Genomic DNA, 17,733 nt, shown 5'->3' with positions numbered 1-17,733 from the left:
AGGCTCGATGGTAATCTGGCAATCTGCGGCGTAGCGTTTGCCTGCGCTGCGATTCTGGAGAGCAGACTGAATGAAAGCAAATATTCTGGGCGGAGCGGCCCTTGCGGCGGCGACGGTGTCTCTCGCGTTGTCCGGCGCGGTCCCGGCGCAGGCCAAGGGCAAGCATCAGGCGGCCCGGCCGGCGGCTGAAAAGCACAATTGCGGCGGCAAGAATGGCTGCCCCGGCATGAGCAAGGGGGACGACAAGGCCGCCGCGGAAAAGCCCGCGGACGCGAAGCCGGCCGAGGCCGTCAGGGCGGAGCCGGCGAAAACGGAATCCGCGACGCCCGAGGGGGGCAAGCCGGCCGACGGCAAGTGAAGAAGCTTGTGGCGTCTCTTCCGAGAAGCGGCGCCGTTTCCGCCCAAAGGGGCGTTTTTGCAGAGGAGAAACATATGAAGACGAAGATCGTTTCGGGTTCGGCGCTCGCCGCCGCCGCCGTTGGCCTGGCGCTGAGCGGCGCGGTCGTCTCGCCGGCCGCCGCCCATGGCGGGCATGCCTGCTCCATGGCCAAGGGCTCCTGCGGCGGCAAGACCGCCTGCATGACCAAGACCGGCGTCTGCAAGCACAATGCCGGCAAGAGCAAGGCCGGCTGCCATCATAGCTGCCATCACAAGTCCGCCTGCCACCACAGCAAGGGCTCTTGCAACATGAAGAGCAAGTGCCATAGCAAGTAAGCTCTGAGCGCCGGCTCCCGAGGCGGGAACCGGCGCCGGTCGGCCCCCGCGCGGGGCGCGAAGGGCCTTCGGGCGAGGGACGCCGCGACATGCAGAAGCCAGCGCCACTCGGATATGGTCTGGGGTTTCGGCCGGTCTATTTCGATGAGATCGCGTCGACGCGCCCGCCGGTCGACTGGTTCGAGATCATTTCGGAAAACTACATGGTGGACGGGGGCCGTCCGCTGTCCATGCTCGACGCCATACGCGCCGATTATCCGGTCGTCATGCATGGCGTATCGATGTCGCTCGCCTCGACGGACCCGCTCGATTTCGACTATCTCGCCCGCCTCGCGGCGCTGATCGAGCGCGTCGAGCCGGCCTGGGTGTCCGACCATGTCGCCTGGACGGGCGTGCATGGCCTCAATCTGCACGACCTTCTGCCCATTCCCTATACGCGCGAGGCGCTCGCCCATGTCGTCGAACGCATCTGCCGCGTTCAGGACTATCTGAAGCGGCCGCTGGTGGTGGAGAACGCCTCGTCCTATGTGTCCTTCCTCGCCTCCGAGATGAGCGAGCAGGAATTCGTGAAGGAAATGGCCGAGCGCGCCGACTGCCTGTTGCTGCTCGACGTCAACAATGTCTTCGTCTCAAGTTTCAATCACGGCTTCGACGCAGAGGCCTTCATCGACGCCATTCCCGTCGACCGCGTCGTGCAGTTCCACATGGCCGGCCATACCGACAAGGGCACGCATCGGGTCGACACCCACGATCAGCCGGTCTGTGACGAGGTCTGGGCGCTTTATGAGCGCGCGCGCCGCCGCTTCGGGGACGTCTCGGCCATGATCGAGCGCGACGACAATTTCCCGCCCTTTTCCGAGCTTCTCGACGAATTGCAGACAATGCGGGACATCGACGCCCGCGCGGGCGCCAATGGCGCGCTGAGCGCCGCATGAAGCTCGCCGCGTTTCAGGCGCTGTTCCAGTCGCGTCTCCTCGCCGGGGCGGGGACGGACGACGCGCCGCTGATCGCCCAGCTTCGCGAATCGGGGCGCGGCGCCGGGCGGGACGAACTGCTCCATGTCTATCAGTCCGGCTATCGCCTTCGGCTCGAGGGGTTTTTCCACGAGGACCATCCCGGCCTGCGGTCCCTTCTCGGCGAGGAGGTCTTCGAGGCGCTGATCCGGGAGTTCATCGACGCCAATCCGCCCCGGGACCGCAATGCGCGTTGGTATACGACCGGTCTGCCGGATTACATGGCTGCGGCGGAGCGCTGGCGCGAGGAGAAGCGGGCGGTGTCCATGGCGCTGTTCGAGCGCGCGATGGTGGACGCTTTCGACGCTCCCGACGCCTCGTCGCTGACCGTTCAGGCGCTCGCCGCCTTCGCGCCCGAGGAGTCGCCCGGCCTCGTCTTCGCCTTTCATCCGAGCCTCCATCTGCTCGAATTGTCGGCCGGGACTTTGGCCGCCTATCTCGCAATGGACGCGGAGGAGGGGGACGGCGGCGATGAGGCGGCCGCCGCCGACGATGGGCAGGCGCCCGACCCCGACGCTCTGGAGACCGTGGCGATCTGGCGCTGCAATGAGGAAACCGTCTTCCGGGAGCTTGAGGCGGATGAATATCTGGCGCTCAACGAGGCGCGGGCGGGGCATGCCTTCGGCGACATCTGCCATATGGCCGCGTTCCAGCACGCCGGCGAGATCGAGCCGCAACGCCTGGCGCAATTTCTCGCAAGCTGGTTCGAGGACGGCCTGATCACGGGCGTGTCGCTCAAGGCGTGAGGGCGGCGACGCCTTCGCGGGCGATTCCCTCTAATTCGGAAAAACTCTATAAGAGAAGCCGATCCCTTCTCGCGCGAGTTACATGGCAGCCTCCCATCCGACAGCTCCCGTGAGCGACGGCGAGATCCTGCGTCAGGCCGAAGAGTGGCGGCGCGCCGGGCGTGGGGTCGCCATCGCCACGGTGACGGAAACCTTCGGCTCCGCGCCGAGGCCGGTCGGCGCGCATCTCGTCGTGGAGGAGAGCGGACTTTTCTGCGGCTCCGTGTCGGCCGGCTGCGTCGAGGGAGAGGTCATCACGGCCGCGCTGGACTGCATCGCCGACGGCGCTCCGCGCTGTCTGGAATTCGGCATCGCCGATGAGACGGCATGGCGGGTCGGCCTGTCCTGCGGCGGACGCATCGCTGTCCATGTGGAGCGGGTCGACGATGAACGCGCCGCCCTTTTCGCCAGGATCATCGCTGAAACGGCCGCGCGCCGTCCCTGCGCGCTGGCGACGCCGCTCGACGGCGGCGCCGCGCAACTGCTGGCGGCGGGAGAAGTCGCCGCAACGGCGGATCAGCGCGCGGGCCTCATCGCCCGGGACGGCCGGCGGCTTTTCGTCAATCTCTACCTCCCGGGGCCGCGCCTCATTCTCGTCGGCGCGGTGCATGTGGCGCAGGCGCTGGCGCCGATGGCCCGGTTGGCGGGGTTCGACGTCCTCATCCTCGATCCCCGCGCCGCCTATGCCGCCGCCGAGCGCTTCCCCGGCGCGCTGCTGGATGTGCGTTGGCCAGAGGACGCGCTTCCGGAGATCGGTCTCGACGCTTTCACGGCCGTCGCCGTATTGACCCACGATCCCAGGATCGACGATCCAGCCCTGCGTCTGGCGCTGGCGTCTCCCTGCTTCTACGTCGGCGCGCTCGGGTCGCGCGCAACGCAGCGGCGGCGGGCCGAGCGGTTGGCCGCGGCGGGCGTGACGCCGGCGGCGCTGGCGCGGCTGCGGGCGCCCGTCGGCCTCGATATTTCGGCGGTCACACCCGCTGAAATCGCCGTCTCCATTCTCGCGGAGCTGATCCTCGCGCGGGGGCAAAAGCCGCTGCGCAAGCCGGGCGAGGGCGCGTGATGGGCGTCTCGCCGCGCATCGCCGCGATCGTGCTGGCGGCGGGGCAGGGCCGCCGCTTTGGCGGCTTCGGCAACAAGCTTCTCGCCGATCTCGACGGCCGGCCCGTGCTGCGGCGCGCGGTGGAGGCGGCGCTCGGCGCGAGAACCTGCCGGACGATCGTCGTGATCGGCCATGACAGGGCGGCCGTCGAGGCGGCGCTGGACGGGCTGCCGGTCGTTTTTGCCCATAACCCGGATTTCGCCAGCGGCCTCGCCGCGTCGCTGCGCGCGGGCCTCGCCGTCGTCGGTGAAGCGGATGTCGTCGTCGTGCTGCTCGGCGACATGCCCGGCGTGCGAGCGGAAACCGTCAATGCGTTGATCGACGCATTCGCGGTCGCGCCGGGCGCCAGCGCCATTGTGCCGCTGCGCAACGGCCGGCGTGGCAATCCCGTCCTCTTGGCGCGCGCGCTCTTTCCCCGCGTCGAGACGCTTCGGGGCGACGAAGGCGCGCGGCGCCTGCTGGCGGCGGACGACTCGGTCCTCGAATGCGCCGTCGACGACGACGGCGTGCTGGCGGATGTCGACGCCCCCGCCGATCTGGACAAGTTTCGCGCCCCGATCAGACGAAGCTGATGTTCGAATCCTTGAGCGGAACGCTGCGGATGCGCTTGCCGGTCGCCGCGTAATAGGCGTTGAGCACGGCGGGCGCGGCGACACAGATCGTCGGTTCGCCGACGCCGCCCCAGAAGCCGCCGCTCGGCGCCAGAATGCACTCGACCTTCGGCATGTCCTTCAGCCGCATCGAATCGTAGCTGTCGAAATTCTGCTGCTCGACGCGCCCGTCCTTGATGGTGATCCCGCCATGGAACAGCGCCGACAGGCCAAAAACGAAGGAGCCGGCGATCTGCCGCTCCACCTGCGCCGGGTTGACGATCTGGCCGGGGTCGGTCGCCGCCACGATGCGGCGGATTTTTATCTTGTCTCCGGGCAGCACCGAGATTTCCGCCACGGCCGCCACATAGCTGCCGAACGCCATGAAGGAGGCGAGGCCCCGATACACCCCTTCCGGCGCGGGCTTGCCCCAGCCAGCCCGCTCGGCGACGGCGTCGAGAACGGCGAGCTGCTTGGGCTGTTTCGACATCAGCTTGCGGCGGAAGGCGAGCGGGTCCTCGCCCGCCGCCTGCGCCAGCTCGTCCATGAAACATTCGAGATAGATGGCGTTCTGATTGATGTTCACGCCCCGCCACCATCCCGGCGGCACGGAGGGATTGCGCATCGCATGCTCGATCAGGAGATTGGGGAAGTCATAACCGAGCTGCGCCTCGCCGGCGCCGGAGAGGCCCTGAAAGACAGCCGGATCGAGGCCGTCCTTCACCCATTGCGGCATGACGCTCGCGGAGATGGACTGTCCCGAGATGCGCATGTGGAAGCCGGTCAGCCTGTTGCCCGCGTCGAAAGCGCCGACGAGCTTGCATTGCGTCACCGGATGATAGGCCCCGTGCGTCATGTCCTCTTCGCGCGACCACAGCAGCTTCACCGGAACGCCGGGGAACTCCCTGGCGATCAGCACGGCCTGACGCACATTGTCATTGAAGAGCCGCCGTCCGAATCCGCCGCCCAGCATCACCGCGTGCACGTCGCATCTCTCGATCGGCAGGCCGGCGGCCGCGGCGACGGCCTCCCGCGTCGATTCCGCGTTCTGGGTTCTCGTCCAGATTTCGCATGTCTCCGGCGTGTAGAGCACCGTCGCGTTGAGCGGCTCCATCTGCGCGTGATTCTGGTGCGGATAGCTGTAGACCGCCTCGACCGTTCTGGCGGCGCTGGCGATCGCCGCGCCGGCGTCGCCCTTGCGATGACCGGCGACGGCGGGTTGGGCCTTGTCGAGCCCCTCGGCCAGCCACTTGGCCGTCCCGGCGCTGGAGGCTTTCGCATTCGGGCCTTCGTCCCAGACGATCGGGAGCGCGTCCAGCGCCGTCTTGGCGCGCCACCAGGTGTCGGCCACCACCGCCACCGCCGTGTCGTCGACGCGGACCACCTTCTTCACGCCCTTCAAATTGGCGATCTTGCTCTCGTCGTAGCTTGCGAGCCGGCCGCCGAACACCGGGCAGGCCTTTATGGCGGCGTTGAGCATCCCCGGCAGTTTGACGTCGACGCCGTAAACGGTCTTGCCGGTGATCTTGTCGCGCGTGTCGAGGCGCTTCATCCCCTTGCCGGCGATCTTCCAGTCGCGCCGGTCCTTCAGCGGCGCATCCGCCGGGGGTGTGAGTTTCGCCGCGGCCTCGGCGACCTTGCCGTAGCTCACCGAGCGCCCGGAGGCCCCGTGCGTGATCACGCCCCTGTCCACCGTGCATTCGGCGGTGGGCGCATTCCATTGATCGGCGGCGGCCTGAATCAGCATGGCGCGCGCGATCGCGCCGGCCTTGCGCATGTAATCCTGCGATTTGCGGACGCCCAGACTGCCTCCGGTGAGGAAATCGCCCCACACGCGTCCGCGCGCCGCGCTCTGGCCCGGAGTGGGCGACTCGGTCGTCACTTTCGACCAGTCGCAATCTAGTTCCTCGGCGACAAGCTGCGCGAGGCCGGTCAGCGTGCCCTGGCCCATTTCGGCGCGCGCCACGCGGATGACGACCGTGTCGTCGAGGCGCACCACGATCCAGGCGTTGATCTCCGGCGCGGACGACGCAGCATCCGCCGGCGCGGGGAGGGTGAGGCCCAGCGAAAAACCGCCGCCGAGCGCGGCGGCGCCGGCGATGAACTCGCGACGGCCAAGAGGCAGGGCGTTCGGCAAGGCGTTGCGCATGTCGGTCTCCCTCACGCCTTCACGGCCGCATGGATCGCCGCGCGAACCTGCTGGAACGTGCCGCAGCGGCAGATGTTGGTGATGGCCGCGTCGATGTCGTCGTCGCTTGGCTGAGGCTTTTCATTTAGCAAAGCCACGACCGACAGAATCATGCCGCTCTGGCAGTAGCCGCATTGGGGCACATCCGCGTCCAGCCAGGCCTGTTGCACGCGATGTAGCGCGCCGTCATTCGCAAGCCCCTCGATGGTCGTGATATTTTTGCCTGCCGCGTCGGCCGTCGTCACCGTGCAGGCGCGCACCGCGGCGCCGTCGAAGAGCACTGTGCAGGCGCCGCAGGCGCCCACGCCGCAGCCGTATTTCGTGCCCGTCAGCCCGAGATTTTCGCGGATTGCCCAGAGCAGGGGGGTGTCCGGCTCCGCATCGACGTCGATCTTTTGCCCGTTGACCAACAAGCCGGTCATATCGATTCCTCTTCGCCGCAGGGTCTGCCTTGCAGCGAAAATCCTAGCAAAATAAGCAATTTTGGCCAAGCCGCCTGCGCCCGCGGCGCGTCGATTCACGCGCTCATTCCGGGTCGATTTCGCGGGAGCGACAAAAAAGCAGGCGTAAAAACAAGGGGAATGAGCGGGTCTGATTGCGAATCATCATGCAAATCGTTAGCAATTTGCTGTTGGCTGAGGCTCGCAGCATGTGGCGGCCGATTGCGACGAGGAGAGAATTCTGATGGCCAAGGCGAAAACCACCAAGGCTGCGACCACCAAGGTCAGCAAGGCCGAGGCGCCCAGCATCCGTCCGGTCAAGGAGACCATGACGAAGGCGGCGCTGATCAATCATATCGCCGAGCAAAACGAGTTGCCGCGCAAGACGGCCGCCGCCGTTTATGCGACGATCGAGAACGCCTTTCTCGGCTCGGTGCATCCCAAGGGCGTGGGCGAGTTCACCCTGCCGGGCCTGCTGAAGGTGACGCTGCGCAAGGTTCCGGCGCGCAAGGCCGGCACGCTCGTGCGCAATCCCGCGACCGGCGAGATGGTGAAGGCCGCGGCGAAGCCGGCAAGCGTGCGCGTCAAGATTCGCGCCCTTTCCAAGCTGAAGACCGCAGCCTCGAAGTAAGGGGCGCCTGAGGTTCCGCCGGCGGATGTTGCGCCAGCCGGCCTCCAGGGCGACGGCCGCTCTCAAGCAAGACGGCCGCCGCCTTTTTCATGCCTGCCCGGTCCAGGCGCCGGGCCAGCGCGGGCGTCGCCTGATTTTTGCAATTCAGAGCTATATTGAGCGGAACACCAGGCTCCGGGTCTCTGGCAATGCAAACCGAACCTCTTCCTCCGGCTGCGCGCGTCATCGACGTCGAGGGGCTTCACGCCCTGATCGGCGCGCTGCGCGGCGAAGGCCGCCGCGTCATCGGCCCCGCCGTCGCGGGCGGTGCGATCGTCTATGACGAGATCGACGGCGTTCAGGATTTGCCGAAAGGCATGACCGACGAACAGGAGCCGGGGCGCTACGCCTTGCGGCCGCGCGACGATGGCGCCCTGTTCGGCTTTGCGGTCGGTCCGCACTCCTGGAAGAAGTTTCTGCATGTTCCCGCGCTTCGTCTGTGGCGGGCCGAACGCCGGGGACAGGACGTGACGGTCGAGGCGCCGGCCCCCGAGGCGCCGGCGGTCGCGTTCATTGGCGTGCGCGCCTGCGAGCTTGCGGCCATCGCCATCCAGGACCGGGTGCTGACGGGCGGGGAGTACGTGGATCCCCATTATCAGGCGCGCCGCGAGAATGCCTTTCTCGTTGCGCTGAACTGCGGCAAGGCGGGCGGAACCTGCTTTTGCGTCTCGATGGAGGCCGGGCCGAAGGTCACGCGCGGCTTCGACCTCCTATTGACGGAAATCATTTCCGACGACGCCCACGCGTTTCTGATCGAGGCGGGCTCGCCCGCAGGCGCGGCGCTGCTGGCGCAACTGCCCGCGCGCCCCGCGACGCAGGCGGACATCGACGCGGCGGAGGCGATCGTCACGCGCACGGCGGCCAATATGGGGCGCGCCATGCCGCAGGAGGACGTGCCGGCGCTGCTCATGCGCAATCTTCAGCATCAGCGTTGGGAGGAGGTGGCGCAGCGCTGCCTGTCCTGCGCCAATTGCACCATGGTCTGCCCCACCTGTTTCTGCACCACCGTCGAGGAGCACGGCGATCTGATGGGCGTGGAAAGCGCCCGCGACCGGCGCTGGGATTCCTGCTTCACCATGGATTACTCCTACATCCACGGCGGCTCGGTGCGGCCGACGGTCTCGTCCCGTTACCGGCAGTGGATGACGCACAAGCTGGCGACATGGCATGAGCAGTTCGGGACCTCTGGCTGCGTCGGATGCGGCCGCTGCATCACCTGGTGCCCGGTGGGCATCGACATCACCGAGGAAACCAACGCCATCAGCGCGAGCGAGACGGCGGGAGGCGGCCATGGAGACTCTTGAGCGCATTCTGTCCGGGCACCCCTTCTTCGAGGGTCTCGACAAGACGTTCCTCGAACTTGCCTGCGGCTGCGCCAGGAACGCGCGCTTCGAGGCGGAGCAGTTCATCGCCCATGAGGGCGATCCGGCGGATCAGTTCTATCTCCTGCGCGAAGGGCGCGTGGCGTTGCAGGTCTCGGCGCCGGGGCGCGGGGCCGCGACGTTTCTCACGCTCGGGCCGGGCGAGGTGTTCGGCGTCAACTGGCTCGTGCCGCCCTATCGCTGGACCTATGACGCGAGGGCGCTCGATCTCACGCGCGTCATCGCCATGGACGGCAAGTGCCTGCGCGGGAAATGCGAGGCCGATCACCACATGGGCTATGACATCATGAAACGTCTGATGCCCATTGTGATCGACCGCCTGCACACCACGCGGCTTCAGTTTCTCGATCTCTACAACGCGCATGTCTGACATTTCCAAAGCTTCGGCCGCGCCAATGGTTCCGCAGGTCGCGCATGTGCGCCGTCGCCGTCACGACGCGCCGGACGCCTGGACTCTCGAGTTGGAAGTGGCCGGGGGCGCGCATTTCGATTATGCGCCGGGGCAATTCAACATGCTCACGGCCTTCGGCGTCGGCGAGGCGGCGATCAGCATGAGCGGCGATCCCGCGGCGGACCGGCTGATCCACACGATTCGTGCGGTGGGCCCGGTCTCGCGCGCGCTGACCGAGCTTGGCCCCGGCGATCCGATTGGCGTGCGCGGACCTTTCGGCGTGGGCTGGCCGATGGCCGCCGCCGAAGGCAAGGACGTGGTGCTCGTCGCCGGCGGCCTCGGCATGGCGCCATTGAGGCCGGCGCTCTACCGTCTCCTCGGCGAGCGGACGCGTTACGGAAAGGTCACGCTGCTGTTTGGCTCGCGGCGCCCGGAAGACATTGTCTTTCGTCATGAGGTCGAAAGCTGGCGCGGGCGTTTCGACATTGACGTCGAGGTGACCGTCGATCACGCGGGCGCCGACTGGCGCGGACGCGTCGGCGTCGTCACCACCCTCATCGCGCAACTCGCGATGGATCCCGCCAGGACGATCGCCATGGTCTGCGGACCCGAAGTCATGATGCGCTTCGTCGCCATGGCGCTCTTCGACAAGGGCGTTCCCGAAGAGAGCGTCTATCTGTCGATGGAGCGCAACATGAAATGCGCGATTGGTCATTGCGGTCATTGCCAGCTTGGGCCGACGTTCATCTGCCGCGACGGTCCCGTCTTCACCTATCGCCGGCTGAAGCCGCTCCTCGGCGTGAAGGAGCTTTGACATGCCGCATCGCAAGCCCCGTCTCGGCGTCTGGAAATTCGCGTCCTGTGACGGCTGCCAACTGAGCCTGCTCGATTGCGAGGACGAGCTCCTCGCAATCGCCGGCGCACTGGAACTCGCTTATTTTCCCGAGGCGACGCGTGGCGAGGTGAAAGGCGTCTATGATCTCTCGCTGGTCGAGGGGTCGATCACGACCCCGCATGACGCGGAGCGCATTCACGACGTGCGGCGCCGTTCGAAGAAGCTTGTCACCATCGGCGCCTGCGCGACGGCGGGGGGCATTCAGGCCCTGCGCAATTTCGCCGACGTGCGTGAATATGCAAGCATTGTCTATGCCCACCCCGAATATATCGAAACGCTCGCGACCTCGACGGCCATCGCCGAGCATGTGACGGTGGATTTCGAATTGCGAGGCTGCCCGATCAACAAGGCGCAGCTTGTCGATGTGATCTCCGCCTTTCTCGCCGGGCGGCGGCCGAACACGCCGGCGCAGAGCGTGTGCATCGAATGCAAGCTCAAAGGCAATGTCTGCGTGATGGTGACGGGAACGCCCTGCCTGGGGCCCGTGACGCATGCCGGCTGCGGCGCGCTCTGTCCGTCCTATGACCGGGGGTGCTACGGCTGTTTCGGCCCGAAGGAGACGCCGAACGCCCCCTCTCTGAGCGGCTGGCTCGCGGGCATGGGGCTGGACGAAAAGGCGCTGGAGCGCATCTATCGCACCTTCAACGCCAACGCTGAACCGTTCCGCAAGGAGAGCGAACGTCATGACGCGCAAGACGATCAAGGTTGACCTCCTCGCGCGCGTCGAGGGTGAGGGCGCGCTGAAGGTCGTCGTGCGCGACGGCCGGGTTCAAAGCGCCGAGCTCAATATCTTCGAGCCGCCGCGCTTCTTCGAGGCGTTTCTGCGCGGGCGCCATTTTGCCGAGACGCCGGACATTGTCGCACGCATCTGCGGGATTTGTCCCGTGGCCTATCAGATGAGCGGCGTGCATGCGCTGGAAGATCTGCTGGGCGTGACGGTCGACGGGCCGTTGCGTGAGTTGCGGCGGCTTCTTTACTGCGGCGAATGGATCGAGTCGCATACGCTGCATGTCTATATGCTGCACGCGCCTGATTTCCTGGGTTACGACGGCGGCGTTCAGATGGCGCGCGATCACGGCGAGGCGGTCACGCGCGGCTTGCAACTCAAGAAGGTCGGCAACGAAATCTTGCAGTTGCTTGGGGGACGGGAAATTCATCCGATCAACGTCCGCGTCGGCGGTTTTCACCGCGCCCCGCGCAAGCGCGAACTGGCGCCGCTGGCCGAACGGCTGAAATGGGCGCGGGAGGCGGCGATCGAGACGGCGCGCTGGGTGGCGACATTTGATTTTCCGGAACGCGAGCGCGATTACACCTTCGTCACGCTGAAGCATCCGTCGGAATATCCCTTCAACGAGGGGCGCATCGTCTCGAGTCGTGGCCTCGATATTCCGGCCGCCGATTATGACTCTCATTTTGTAGAGTCGCATGTCGCCCATTCGACCGCGCTGCAATCTCACTTTCGTGATGGCGGCGGGTCTTATCTGACGGGGCCGCTCGCGCGTTTCAATCTCGCCTTTGATCAGCTCTCGCCGCTCGCGCAGGAGATCGCGCGGGAAATCGGCCTCGGCCGCGAGTGCCGCAACCCTTACCGCAGCATCATGGTGCGCGCGGTGGAAATTCTTTACGCCTGCGACGAGGCGCTTCGGGTCATTGACGTGTATGAGGAGCCCGAGCGGCCGTTCGTGCCGGTTGAGCCGCGCGCGGGCGTTGGCTATGCGGCGACCGAAGCGCCGCGGGGGCTTCTCTATCACCGCTACCATATCGACGACGCCGGAACGATCACCGACGCCCAGATCGTGCCGCCGACTTCGCAAAATCAGGCCTGCCTGGAACAGGATCTGATCGACTTTGTCGGCGGCTTCCTCGATTTGCCGGATGAGGCGTTGCGGCATCGCTGCGAGCAGACGGTGCGAAACTACGACCCTTGCATCTCCTGCGCCACGCATTTCCTTCGGCTGGAAATGGACCGGGGGTGAGCGCGCCCATCCTCGTCATCGGCGTGGGAAATCCCACGCGCGGCGACGACGGCGCTGGCCGGGCCGTCGCGCGGCGGATCAGCCAGCGCAACCTCTCGAATGTGCGTGTCGTCGAGACGGAGGGCGAGGCGACGGCGCTGCTGTCGCTGATAGAAAGTGAGCAAGCGGTTTATCTGATCGACGCCTGTGTGTCAGGCGCGGCGGCCGGAAGCGTGCGCCGCATCGACGTCACGCAAACGGATTTGCCCGAAGCGGCCTATGGGCTGTCGTCGCATGGCTTCGGTCTCGCCGAGGCGCTGGCGCTGGCGAAGACGCTCCGACGCTTGCCCCGCCACTGCATCGTCTATGCAATCGAAGCCGCGCGTTTCGATATGGGCGCGCCGCTTTCCGAGCCTGTCGGCCGCTCCGTTGACGCCGTCGCGAGCATGCTGATCAAAGAGATTGCGAGATTGGCTTAACGCGGCAAGGCGTCGCGGAGCCGCTCGGCCGCGCTTTCCGGCGTGATGTCCCGTTGCGGCGAGCCCAGCAATTCGAACCCCACCATGAATTTCCTGATCGTCGCCGAGCGCAGCAGCGGCGGGTAGAAATGGCCGTGGAAATGCCAGTGCGGATGCGCGCCGCCATCGCTCGGCCGCTGGTGAAAGCCCATCGAATAAGGGAAGGGCGTCGCAAAGAGGTTGTCGTAGCAGCGGGTGATCTGGCTGAGAATGTCCGCGAGCGCCCGCGAGTCTTCCGCCGTGAATTCATCGAGCGCGACCAGATGACGGCGCGGCAACAGCATGGTCTCGAAAGGCCAGGTGGCCCAGAAGGGCACGAGCGCGACAAAACCGTCATTGGCGCAGACGATGCGCGCATCCTGCTCGAGCTCGAGAGAAAGATAATCACACAGAAGGCAACTGCCACGCGCCGCGTAATAGCCGCGCTGGCGGGCCGATTCCTTGACCAATTCATTGGGCTCGCTGTGCGTGGCCCAGATCTGGCAATGCGGATGCGGGTTGCTGGCGCCCATCATCGCGCCGCGATTCTCAAAGATCTGCACCGCGCCGACAAGCGGATCGGCGTCGAGAGCTGTAAATTCCGCGCGCCACAGCTCCACGACCTTCTCGATCTCCCCCACGCTCATGCGCGACAGCGTCAGATCATGGCGCGGTGAAAAGCAGACAACCCGGCAGACGCCGGGCTCGCCCCTTGCGACGAGCAGTCCGTTGTTGTCGATCTCCTCCTGCGGCGATTCCGGCAGCAGCGCAGCGAAGTCATTGGTAAAGGCGAAGACGTCGTCATAAGCCGGATTGCGCTCGCCATTGGCGCGCAGATTGCCCGGGCACAGGTAGCAGCCGGGGTCATAGGCGGGGATGGCGGTCTCGGCCTTCGCTTCCGTCTGGCCCTGCCATGGACGGCTGGTCCGGTGCGGCGAGACAAGCACCCATTCGCCTGTGAGGGCGTTGAGCCGGCGATGTGAATCATGTTGCAGGCGAAGCATGTCGGCGTCCGTCACAAATGCGCCGGGCCAGCGCCCGCGCCCGGATAGCAGGAGAAGATCATTGGCGAGAGTCCGGTCGCCTCTTCGTACGCCGGACCAACGATCGCGGCGAAGCCTTCGGCGGCTTCGGCCGCCACAAGGCTGACCGCGCAGCCGCCAAAGCCGCCGCCCGTCATGCGCGCCCCATAGACGCCCGGCGCTCGGCGCGACAACTCCACCATCAGGTCGAGCTCGGGGCAACTGACATTATAATCGTCGCGCAGGCTTTCGTGAGAGGCGTTCATGAGAGCGCCGACCGCCGCAAAATCGCGGGCTTCGAGCGCCGCCACCGCGTCCAGGACGCGGGCGTTTTCGCTGACGACATGCCGGGCGCGCTTGTGGATCAGCTCCGGCAGGCTCGCGCGATGTTCGTCGAGCTGCAAGAGACTCACGTCGCGCAGCGCGGACACGCCCGTGAGCTTTGCGGCAAGACGAGCGACGGCGTCCTCGCAGTCCCTCCGCCGTTGATTGAACTCGCTGCTCGCCAGCTCGTGATGCACCATCGTGTTGCAGACGACAATGCGGATGGCTGGGTCGATGGGAATCGGCCTGGCGTCCAGGCTGCGGCAATCCAGAAGCAGAGCCGCGCCTTCGACGCCATGGCAGGAGATAAACTGGTCCATGATGCCGCAACGCATGCCGACGAACTGATTTTCGGCCCGCTGACAGATCTGCGCAAGTTTCAGACGGTCGATGGTTTCGCCGGAAACGCTCAGCAAGGCGTAGCCAAAGGCGACTTCCAGCGCGGCGGAGGCCGACAGACCCGAGCCCATGGCGAGCGTGCTGAAAACACTGACGTCCGCGCCCCTGAGCCGATAACCCGAGTTCATGAGCTCGACGGCGACCCCGCGAATATAATCGCTCCAGTCATGGGCGGGCCTTTGAGGCGTGTTGAGGTCGAACTCGAAGGCGGCTTCGAGATTCAGCGAGTGAACGCGGATCACGCTGTCGGCGCGAGGCGCGATGGCCACGAAGGTCGCGAGGTCCAGCGCCGCGGGCAGCACGAAGCCGTCATTATAGTCCGTGTGTTCGCCGATCAGGTTCACGCGCCCGGGCGCGCGAAACAGCTCGGGCTCCCGGCCGAAACGATGTTTGAAGGCTTGCGGCAAGTCGCTGGCGGCGCCCGTGTGCATGTCGTTTTTCTGCCTCTCGCTCCAGGCTGTCTTACAGAATTTTCACGTCACGCTGAAGGCTCCTGGGTGAAAAATGCTGGCGCTTTTACGTAGTTTCGCGTAGGGGTTTTCGCCTCGCTGATCGTAATATTCGCAATCTGGATTTGTCTTCCATTCGACCCTCGAGTAACGGCCGGGTTGCTGGCCAGGGACGACGTCTGTGAAGAAAGCGCGTATCAGCCTCGATGGCATGTGGGAATTCCAGTATCTCGGCAGCAGCGCGCCGTCGCTCGCCGGGAAGCGGAATATTTCTGTACCAAGTCCCTGGCAGGCCCAGTTCCCGGATCTGAGCATGCGGGGCGGCGTCGCCGTCTATCGCCGCAGGATCGATGTGCCGGCCGAGTGGCTGGTGCAGCGCGTGTTTCTGCATTTCGGCGCCGTGTTCCATATAGCGCATGTCTTTGTGAATGGCGCCTTGATCGGCAGCCACGTTGGCGGTTTTCTGCCCTTTCACTTCGACATCACAGACAATCTCTCGGTCGGCTCCGCCGATATTGAGGTGCGCGTCGAGAGTCCGACCGACGATCCTGCCGAGTTTCCGCATACGCCCTTCGCGGAAATGCCGTTTGGCAAGCAAAGCTGGTACGGGCCGCTCTCGGGCATCTGGCAGTCTGTCTTCATCGAGTGCAATGCGCCCGATCGATTGACGTGCCTGCGCGTCGGCTCTGATCTCGACAGCGGCGATGTTTCGGCGCAGTTGCGTTTCGAGCGCGCCCTCTGCTGTCGCACGGACGCCGTTCTGGATGTGTTGGACCCGCGGGGCGAGGTCGTCGCAACAGCAAAATCCGAACTCGCGGTCGGCGCGGAGCATGCGACCATGCGGACGCAGGTCGCCGCGCCGCTGCCCTGGTCGCCCGATGCGCCGAATCTGTACCGCCTGCGCCTGCGCATGAGCCGGCAGGGCGTATTGGTGGATGAGAAGGAGACGGATTTCGGTTTCCGCAAGATCGAGACGCGCGCGGGCAAACTCTATCTCAACGGGAAGCCCTTCTATCTGCGGGCCGCGCTGGACCAGGACTATTATCCGGATTCGATCTGCACGCCGCCGTCCCTGGAATTCATCGAGGATCGTTTCCGCAAGGCGAAGGAGCTTGGCCTCAACGCGCTGCGCTGTCACATCAAGGCCCCCGACCCGCGTTATTACGAGGCGGCGGACCGTCTTGGCCTTCTGATCTGGGCGGAGCTCCCGAACGGCGGCTATTCGACGGAGCGGTCGCGCGAACGCAAGGAAATGACTCTCAAGGGCATCATCGACCGAGACGGCAATCACCCCTCGATTTTCTGCTGGACGCTGATCAACGAGAACTGGGGCGTCGATCTCGTCCACGACGCCAAGCATCGCGCATGGCTGCGCCGTCTGTATCTGTGGCTCAAGGCCTATGATCCGACGCGCCTCGTGGTCGACAATTCGCCGCTCGCGCCGAGCTTCCATGTGCAGAGCGACCTCGCGGATTACCATTTCTACGCCGCCATCCCCGACAGCCGCCACGACTGGGACCGCTTCGTCGATGCGCTTGCGAGTCGCGGCGACTGGCTGTTCAGCCCCGAAGGCGACGCGGTGATGACGGGCGAGGAGCCGCTGCTGTGTTCCGAGTTCGGCAATTGGGGCCTGCCCGATCCCGAGAAGCTCAACGACTCGGACGGGCGGGAGCCGTGGTGGTTCGAGACGGGCCATGACTGGGGCGAGGGCGTCATGTATCCCCATGGCGTGCTCAACCGTTTCCACGACTGGAGTCTCGACCGCGTCTTCGGCAGTTTCGAGGGCTTTATCGAGGCGACCCAGTGGCAGCAATTCCGCGCGCTCAAATATGAGATCGAGGCGATGCGCCGCCATTCGGAGATCGCTGGCTATGTCATCACCGAGTTGACCGACTGCCATTGGGAGTCGAACGGCCTGCTCGACATGCGCTCGAACACGCGCGCCTTCCATGACGTCTTCCACACGGTCAACGCCGACACGACCATTGTGCCGCGGCTCGAGCGCGCCGCGTTCTGGTCGGGCGAGACGCTTCGGCTTCCCTTGCGCATCGCGCATGGCGGCGGCGAGGCGCTGGAAGGGCTGACGCTGGAGGTCCTGTCGGACTGGCCGCAGACGCTTCCCGTTGCGCGGATCGATGCGGCGAGCGTGCTGGACCTTGGCGAGGTCGCGATTCCGTTGCCGGATGTGGACAAGCCGGCCATGCGGCGCGTCTCCTTCCATTTGCGCGCGGGGAGCGACGGTCCGGTGATCGCCCGCAACGAGATCGAGTTTGCGTTGCATCCGGCGCGCAAGGAGGCCCCGAACGTCTCGCTCTGGTCGCCCGATCCAGACGTGCGCGTTCGCCTTCAGGGTCTGGGCTATCGCCTCGCGACGGCAATGGGAGACGCCGATGTCGTCGTCGCGCTGACGAGCACGCCGGAGCTTGCCGCCCATGTTCGCGGTGGCGGACGCGCGCTGCTGTTGCCGGATGAAGAAGGCACGCTGACGCCCTTCTTCCCGCACTGGCAGAACGTGAAAGTCGTCGCGCGCGACGGCACGCTGTGGCGTGGCGACTGGGCCTCGTCCTTCGCCTGGCTGCGGCGGCGCGGCGCGTTTCGTAGTTTGCCGGGCGGGCCGCTGATCGACCAGACCTTCGATCGCGTCATTCCAACTCACGTGATCTCCGGCTGCAATCTCCTCGACTTCCACGCGCGCGTCCACGCGGCGCTCGCGGTCGGATGGATTCACAAGCCGGTGGGACTGGCCGTCGAGCGCAATTACGGCGAAGGGCAGATCGTAATCTCGACGTTCCGGCTGCTGCGCGACGCGCCGGGCGTGGACCCCACCGCCACGACCCTGTTCGATGCGCTCGTGACCGTCGCGCTCAACAGAGCGTCCGCTCCCACGCTCCAGCCGGTGAAGTTCGAGTCGGCCTGA

The 17,733-nt window shown here is 65.9% G+C and carries 18 protein-coding genes; 14 read left to right on the top strand and 4 right to left on the bottom strand.

All coding sequences use genetic code 11. From position 1 onward, the window contains the following. Positions 1–70: 70 nt before the first annotated feature. The 6 genes from ACR652_RS25810 to ACR652_RS25785 all read left to right on the top strand — a co-directional run bounded on the left by ACR652_RS25810 (position 71) and on the right by ACR652_RS25785 (position 4,186). The gene (locus ACR652_RS25810; RefSeq protein ID WP_434509336.1) at positions 71–358 is read left to right on the top strand and encodes a hypothetical protein; all 288 of its coding nucleotides are present in this window, start codon (positions 71–73) and stop codon (positions 356–358) included. Between the two features lie 74 nt (positions 359–432). Continuing rightward, entirely contained in the window at positions 433–714 is a 282-nt protein-coding gene (locus ACR652_RS25805) for a hypothetical protein (RefSeq protein ID WP_434509335.1), read from the top strand. Positions 715–803: 89 nt separating this feature from the next. Next, on the top strand, positions 804–1,649 hold the full coding sequence (gene bufB, locus ACR652_RS25800; RefSeq protein WP_434509334.1) for an MNIO family bufferin maturase: 846 nt from the start codon (positions 804–806) through the stop codon (positions 1,647–1,649). After that, positions 1,646–2,473, top strand: coding sequence for an HvfC/BufC family peptide modification chaperone (locus ACR652_RS25795; RefSeq protein WP_434509333.1), 828 nt, complete (start codon positions 1,646–1,648; stop codon positions 2,471–2,473). Before bufB ends, ACR652_RS25795 begins: the two co-directional genes overlap by 4 nt. Before the next feature lie 109 nt (positions 2,474–2,582). After that, complete coding sequence (locus ACR652_RS25790; RefSeq protein ID WP_434509332.1) at positions 2,583–3,575, top strand: XdhC family protein; 993 nt, start codon at positions 2,583–2,585, stop codon at positions 3,573–3,575. Further along, positions 3,575–4,186 (top strand): nucleotidyltransferase family protein, encoded by a 612-nt coding sequence (locus ACR652_RS25785; protein WP_434509331.1) that lies wholly within the window; start codon positions 3,575–3,577, stop codon positions 4,184–4,186. Before ACR652_RS25790 ends, ACR652_RS25785 begins: the two co-directional genes overlap by 1 nt. Here the strand turns inward: ACR652_RS25785 and ACR652_RS25780 are convergent. Together ACR652_RS25780 and ACR652_RS25775 are read right to left on the bottom strand one after the other, a co-directional pair. Further along, the gene (locus ACR652_RS25780) at positions 4,173–6,353 is read right to left on the bottom strand and encodes a molybdopterin cofactor-binding domain-containing protein (protein WP_434509330.1); all 2,181 of its coding nucleotides are present in this window, start codon (positions 6,351–6,353) and stop codon (positions 4,173–4,175) included. The genes ACR652_RS25785 and ACR652_RS25780 overlap by 14 nt on opposite strands. Positions 6,354–6,364: 11 nt before the next feature. Beyond that, positions 6,365–6,814: a (2Fe-2S)-binding protein gene (locus ACR652_RS25775; RefSeq protein WP_434509348.1), complete on the bottom strand. Its 450-nt coding sequence runs from the start codon at positions 6,812–6,814 to the stop codon at positions 6,365–6,367. Between the two features lie 262 nt (positions 6,815–7,076). On the opposite strand from ACR652_RS25775, the gene ACR652_RS25770 reads away from it, so the two are divergent. From ACR652_RS25770 to ACR652_RS25740, 7 genes are all read left to right on the top strand, one after another. After that, entirely contained in the window at positions 7,077–7,463 is a 387-nt protein-coding gene (locus ACR652_RS25770) for an HU family DNA-binding protein (protein WP_434509329.1), read from the top strand. A 188-nt stretch (positions 7,464–7,651) separates the two neighbouring features. Next, positions 7,652–8,806: a 4Fe-4S dicluster domain-containing protein gene (locus ACR652_RS25765; RefSeq protein ID WP_434509328.1), complete on the top strand. Its 1,155-nt coding sequence runs from the start codon at positions 7,652–7,654 to the stop codon at positions 8,804–8,806. Further along, complete coding sequence (locus ACR652_RS25760) at positions 8,793–9,254, top strand: cyclic nucleotide-binding domain-containing protein (protein WP_434509327.1); 462 nt, start codon at positions 8,793–8,795, stop codon at positions 9,252–9,254. Before ACR652_RS25765 ends, ACR652_RS25760 begins: the two co-directional genes overlap by 14 nt. Further along, positions 9,247–10,089, top strand: a complete 843-nt coding sequence (locus ACR652_RS25755; protein WP_434509326.1) for an FAD/NAD(P)-binding protein — start codon at positions 9,247–9,249, stop codon at positions 10,087–10,089. The genes ACR652_RS25760 and ACR652_RS25755 overlap by 8 nt, the downstream gene beginning before the upstream one ends. A 1-nt stretch (position 10,090) precedes the next feature. Continuing rightward, positions 10,091–10,879 (top strand): oxidoreductase, encoded by a 789-nt coding sequence (locus tag ACR652_RS25750; protein ID WP_434509325.1) that lies wholly within the window; start codon positions 10,091–10,093, stop codon positions 10,877–10,879. Beyond that, on the top strand, positions 10,854–12,146 hold the full coding sequence (locus ACR652_RS25745; RefSeq protein ID WP_434509324.1) for a Ni/Fe hydrogenase subunit alpha: 1,293 nt from the start codon (positions 10,854–10,856) through the stop codon (positions 12,144–12,146). The genes ACR652_RS25750 and ACR652_RS25745 overlap by 26 nt, the downstream gene beginning before the upstream one ends. Then, a complete protein-coding gene (locus ACR652_RS25740; protein WP_434509323.1) occupies positions 12,143–12,604 on the top strand; it encodes a hydrogenase maturation protease in 462 nt (153 codons plus the stop codon). The genes ACR652_RS25745 and ACR652_RS25740 overlap by 4 nt, the downstream gene beginning before the upstream one ends. Here ACR652_RS25740 and ACR652_RS25735 read toward each other — a convergent pair. Together ACR652_RS25735 and galK are read right to left on the bottom strand one after the other, a co-directional pair. Beyond that, positions 12,601–13,626 (bottom strand): UDP-glucose--hexose-1-phosphate uridylyltransferase, encoded by a 1,026-nt coding sequence (locus tag ACR652_RS25735; RefSeq protein WP_434509322.1) that lies wholly within the window; start codon positions 13,624–13,626, stop codon positions 12,601–12,603. The genes ACR652_RS25740 and ACR652_RS25735 overlap by 4 nt on opposite strands. Positions 13,627–13,637: 11 nt before the next feature. Further along, complete coding sequence (galK, locus tag ACR652_RS25730; RefSeq protein ID WP_434509321.1) at positions 13,638–14,798, bottom strand: galactokinase; 1,161 nt, start codon at positions 14,796–14,798, stop codon at positions 13,638–13,640. A 199-nt stretch (positions 14,799–14,997) separates the two neighbouring features. Between galK and ACR652_RS25725 the strand changes: the two genes are divergently transcribed. Beyond that, positions 14,998–17,733, top strand: a complete 2,736-nt coding sequence (locus ACR652_RS25725; RefSeq protein ID WP_434509320.1) for a glycoside hydrolase family 2 protein — start codon at positions 14,998–15,000, stop codon at positions 17,731–17,733.

Source organism: Methylocystis sp., from assembly GCF_051061225.1.
GTDB lineage: Bacteria > Pseudomonadota > Alphaproteobacteria > Rhizobiales > Beijerinckiaceae > Methylocystis.
This window is presented reverse-complemented; position numbering and strand designations above follow the sequence as displayed.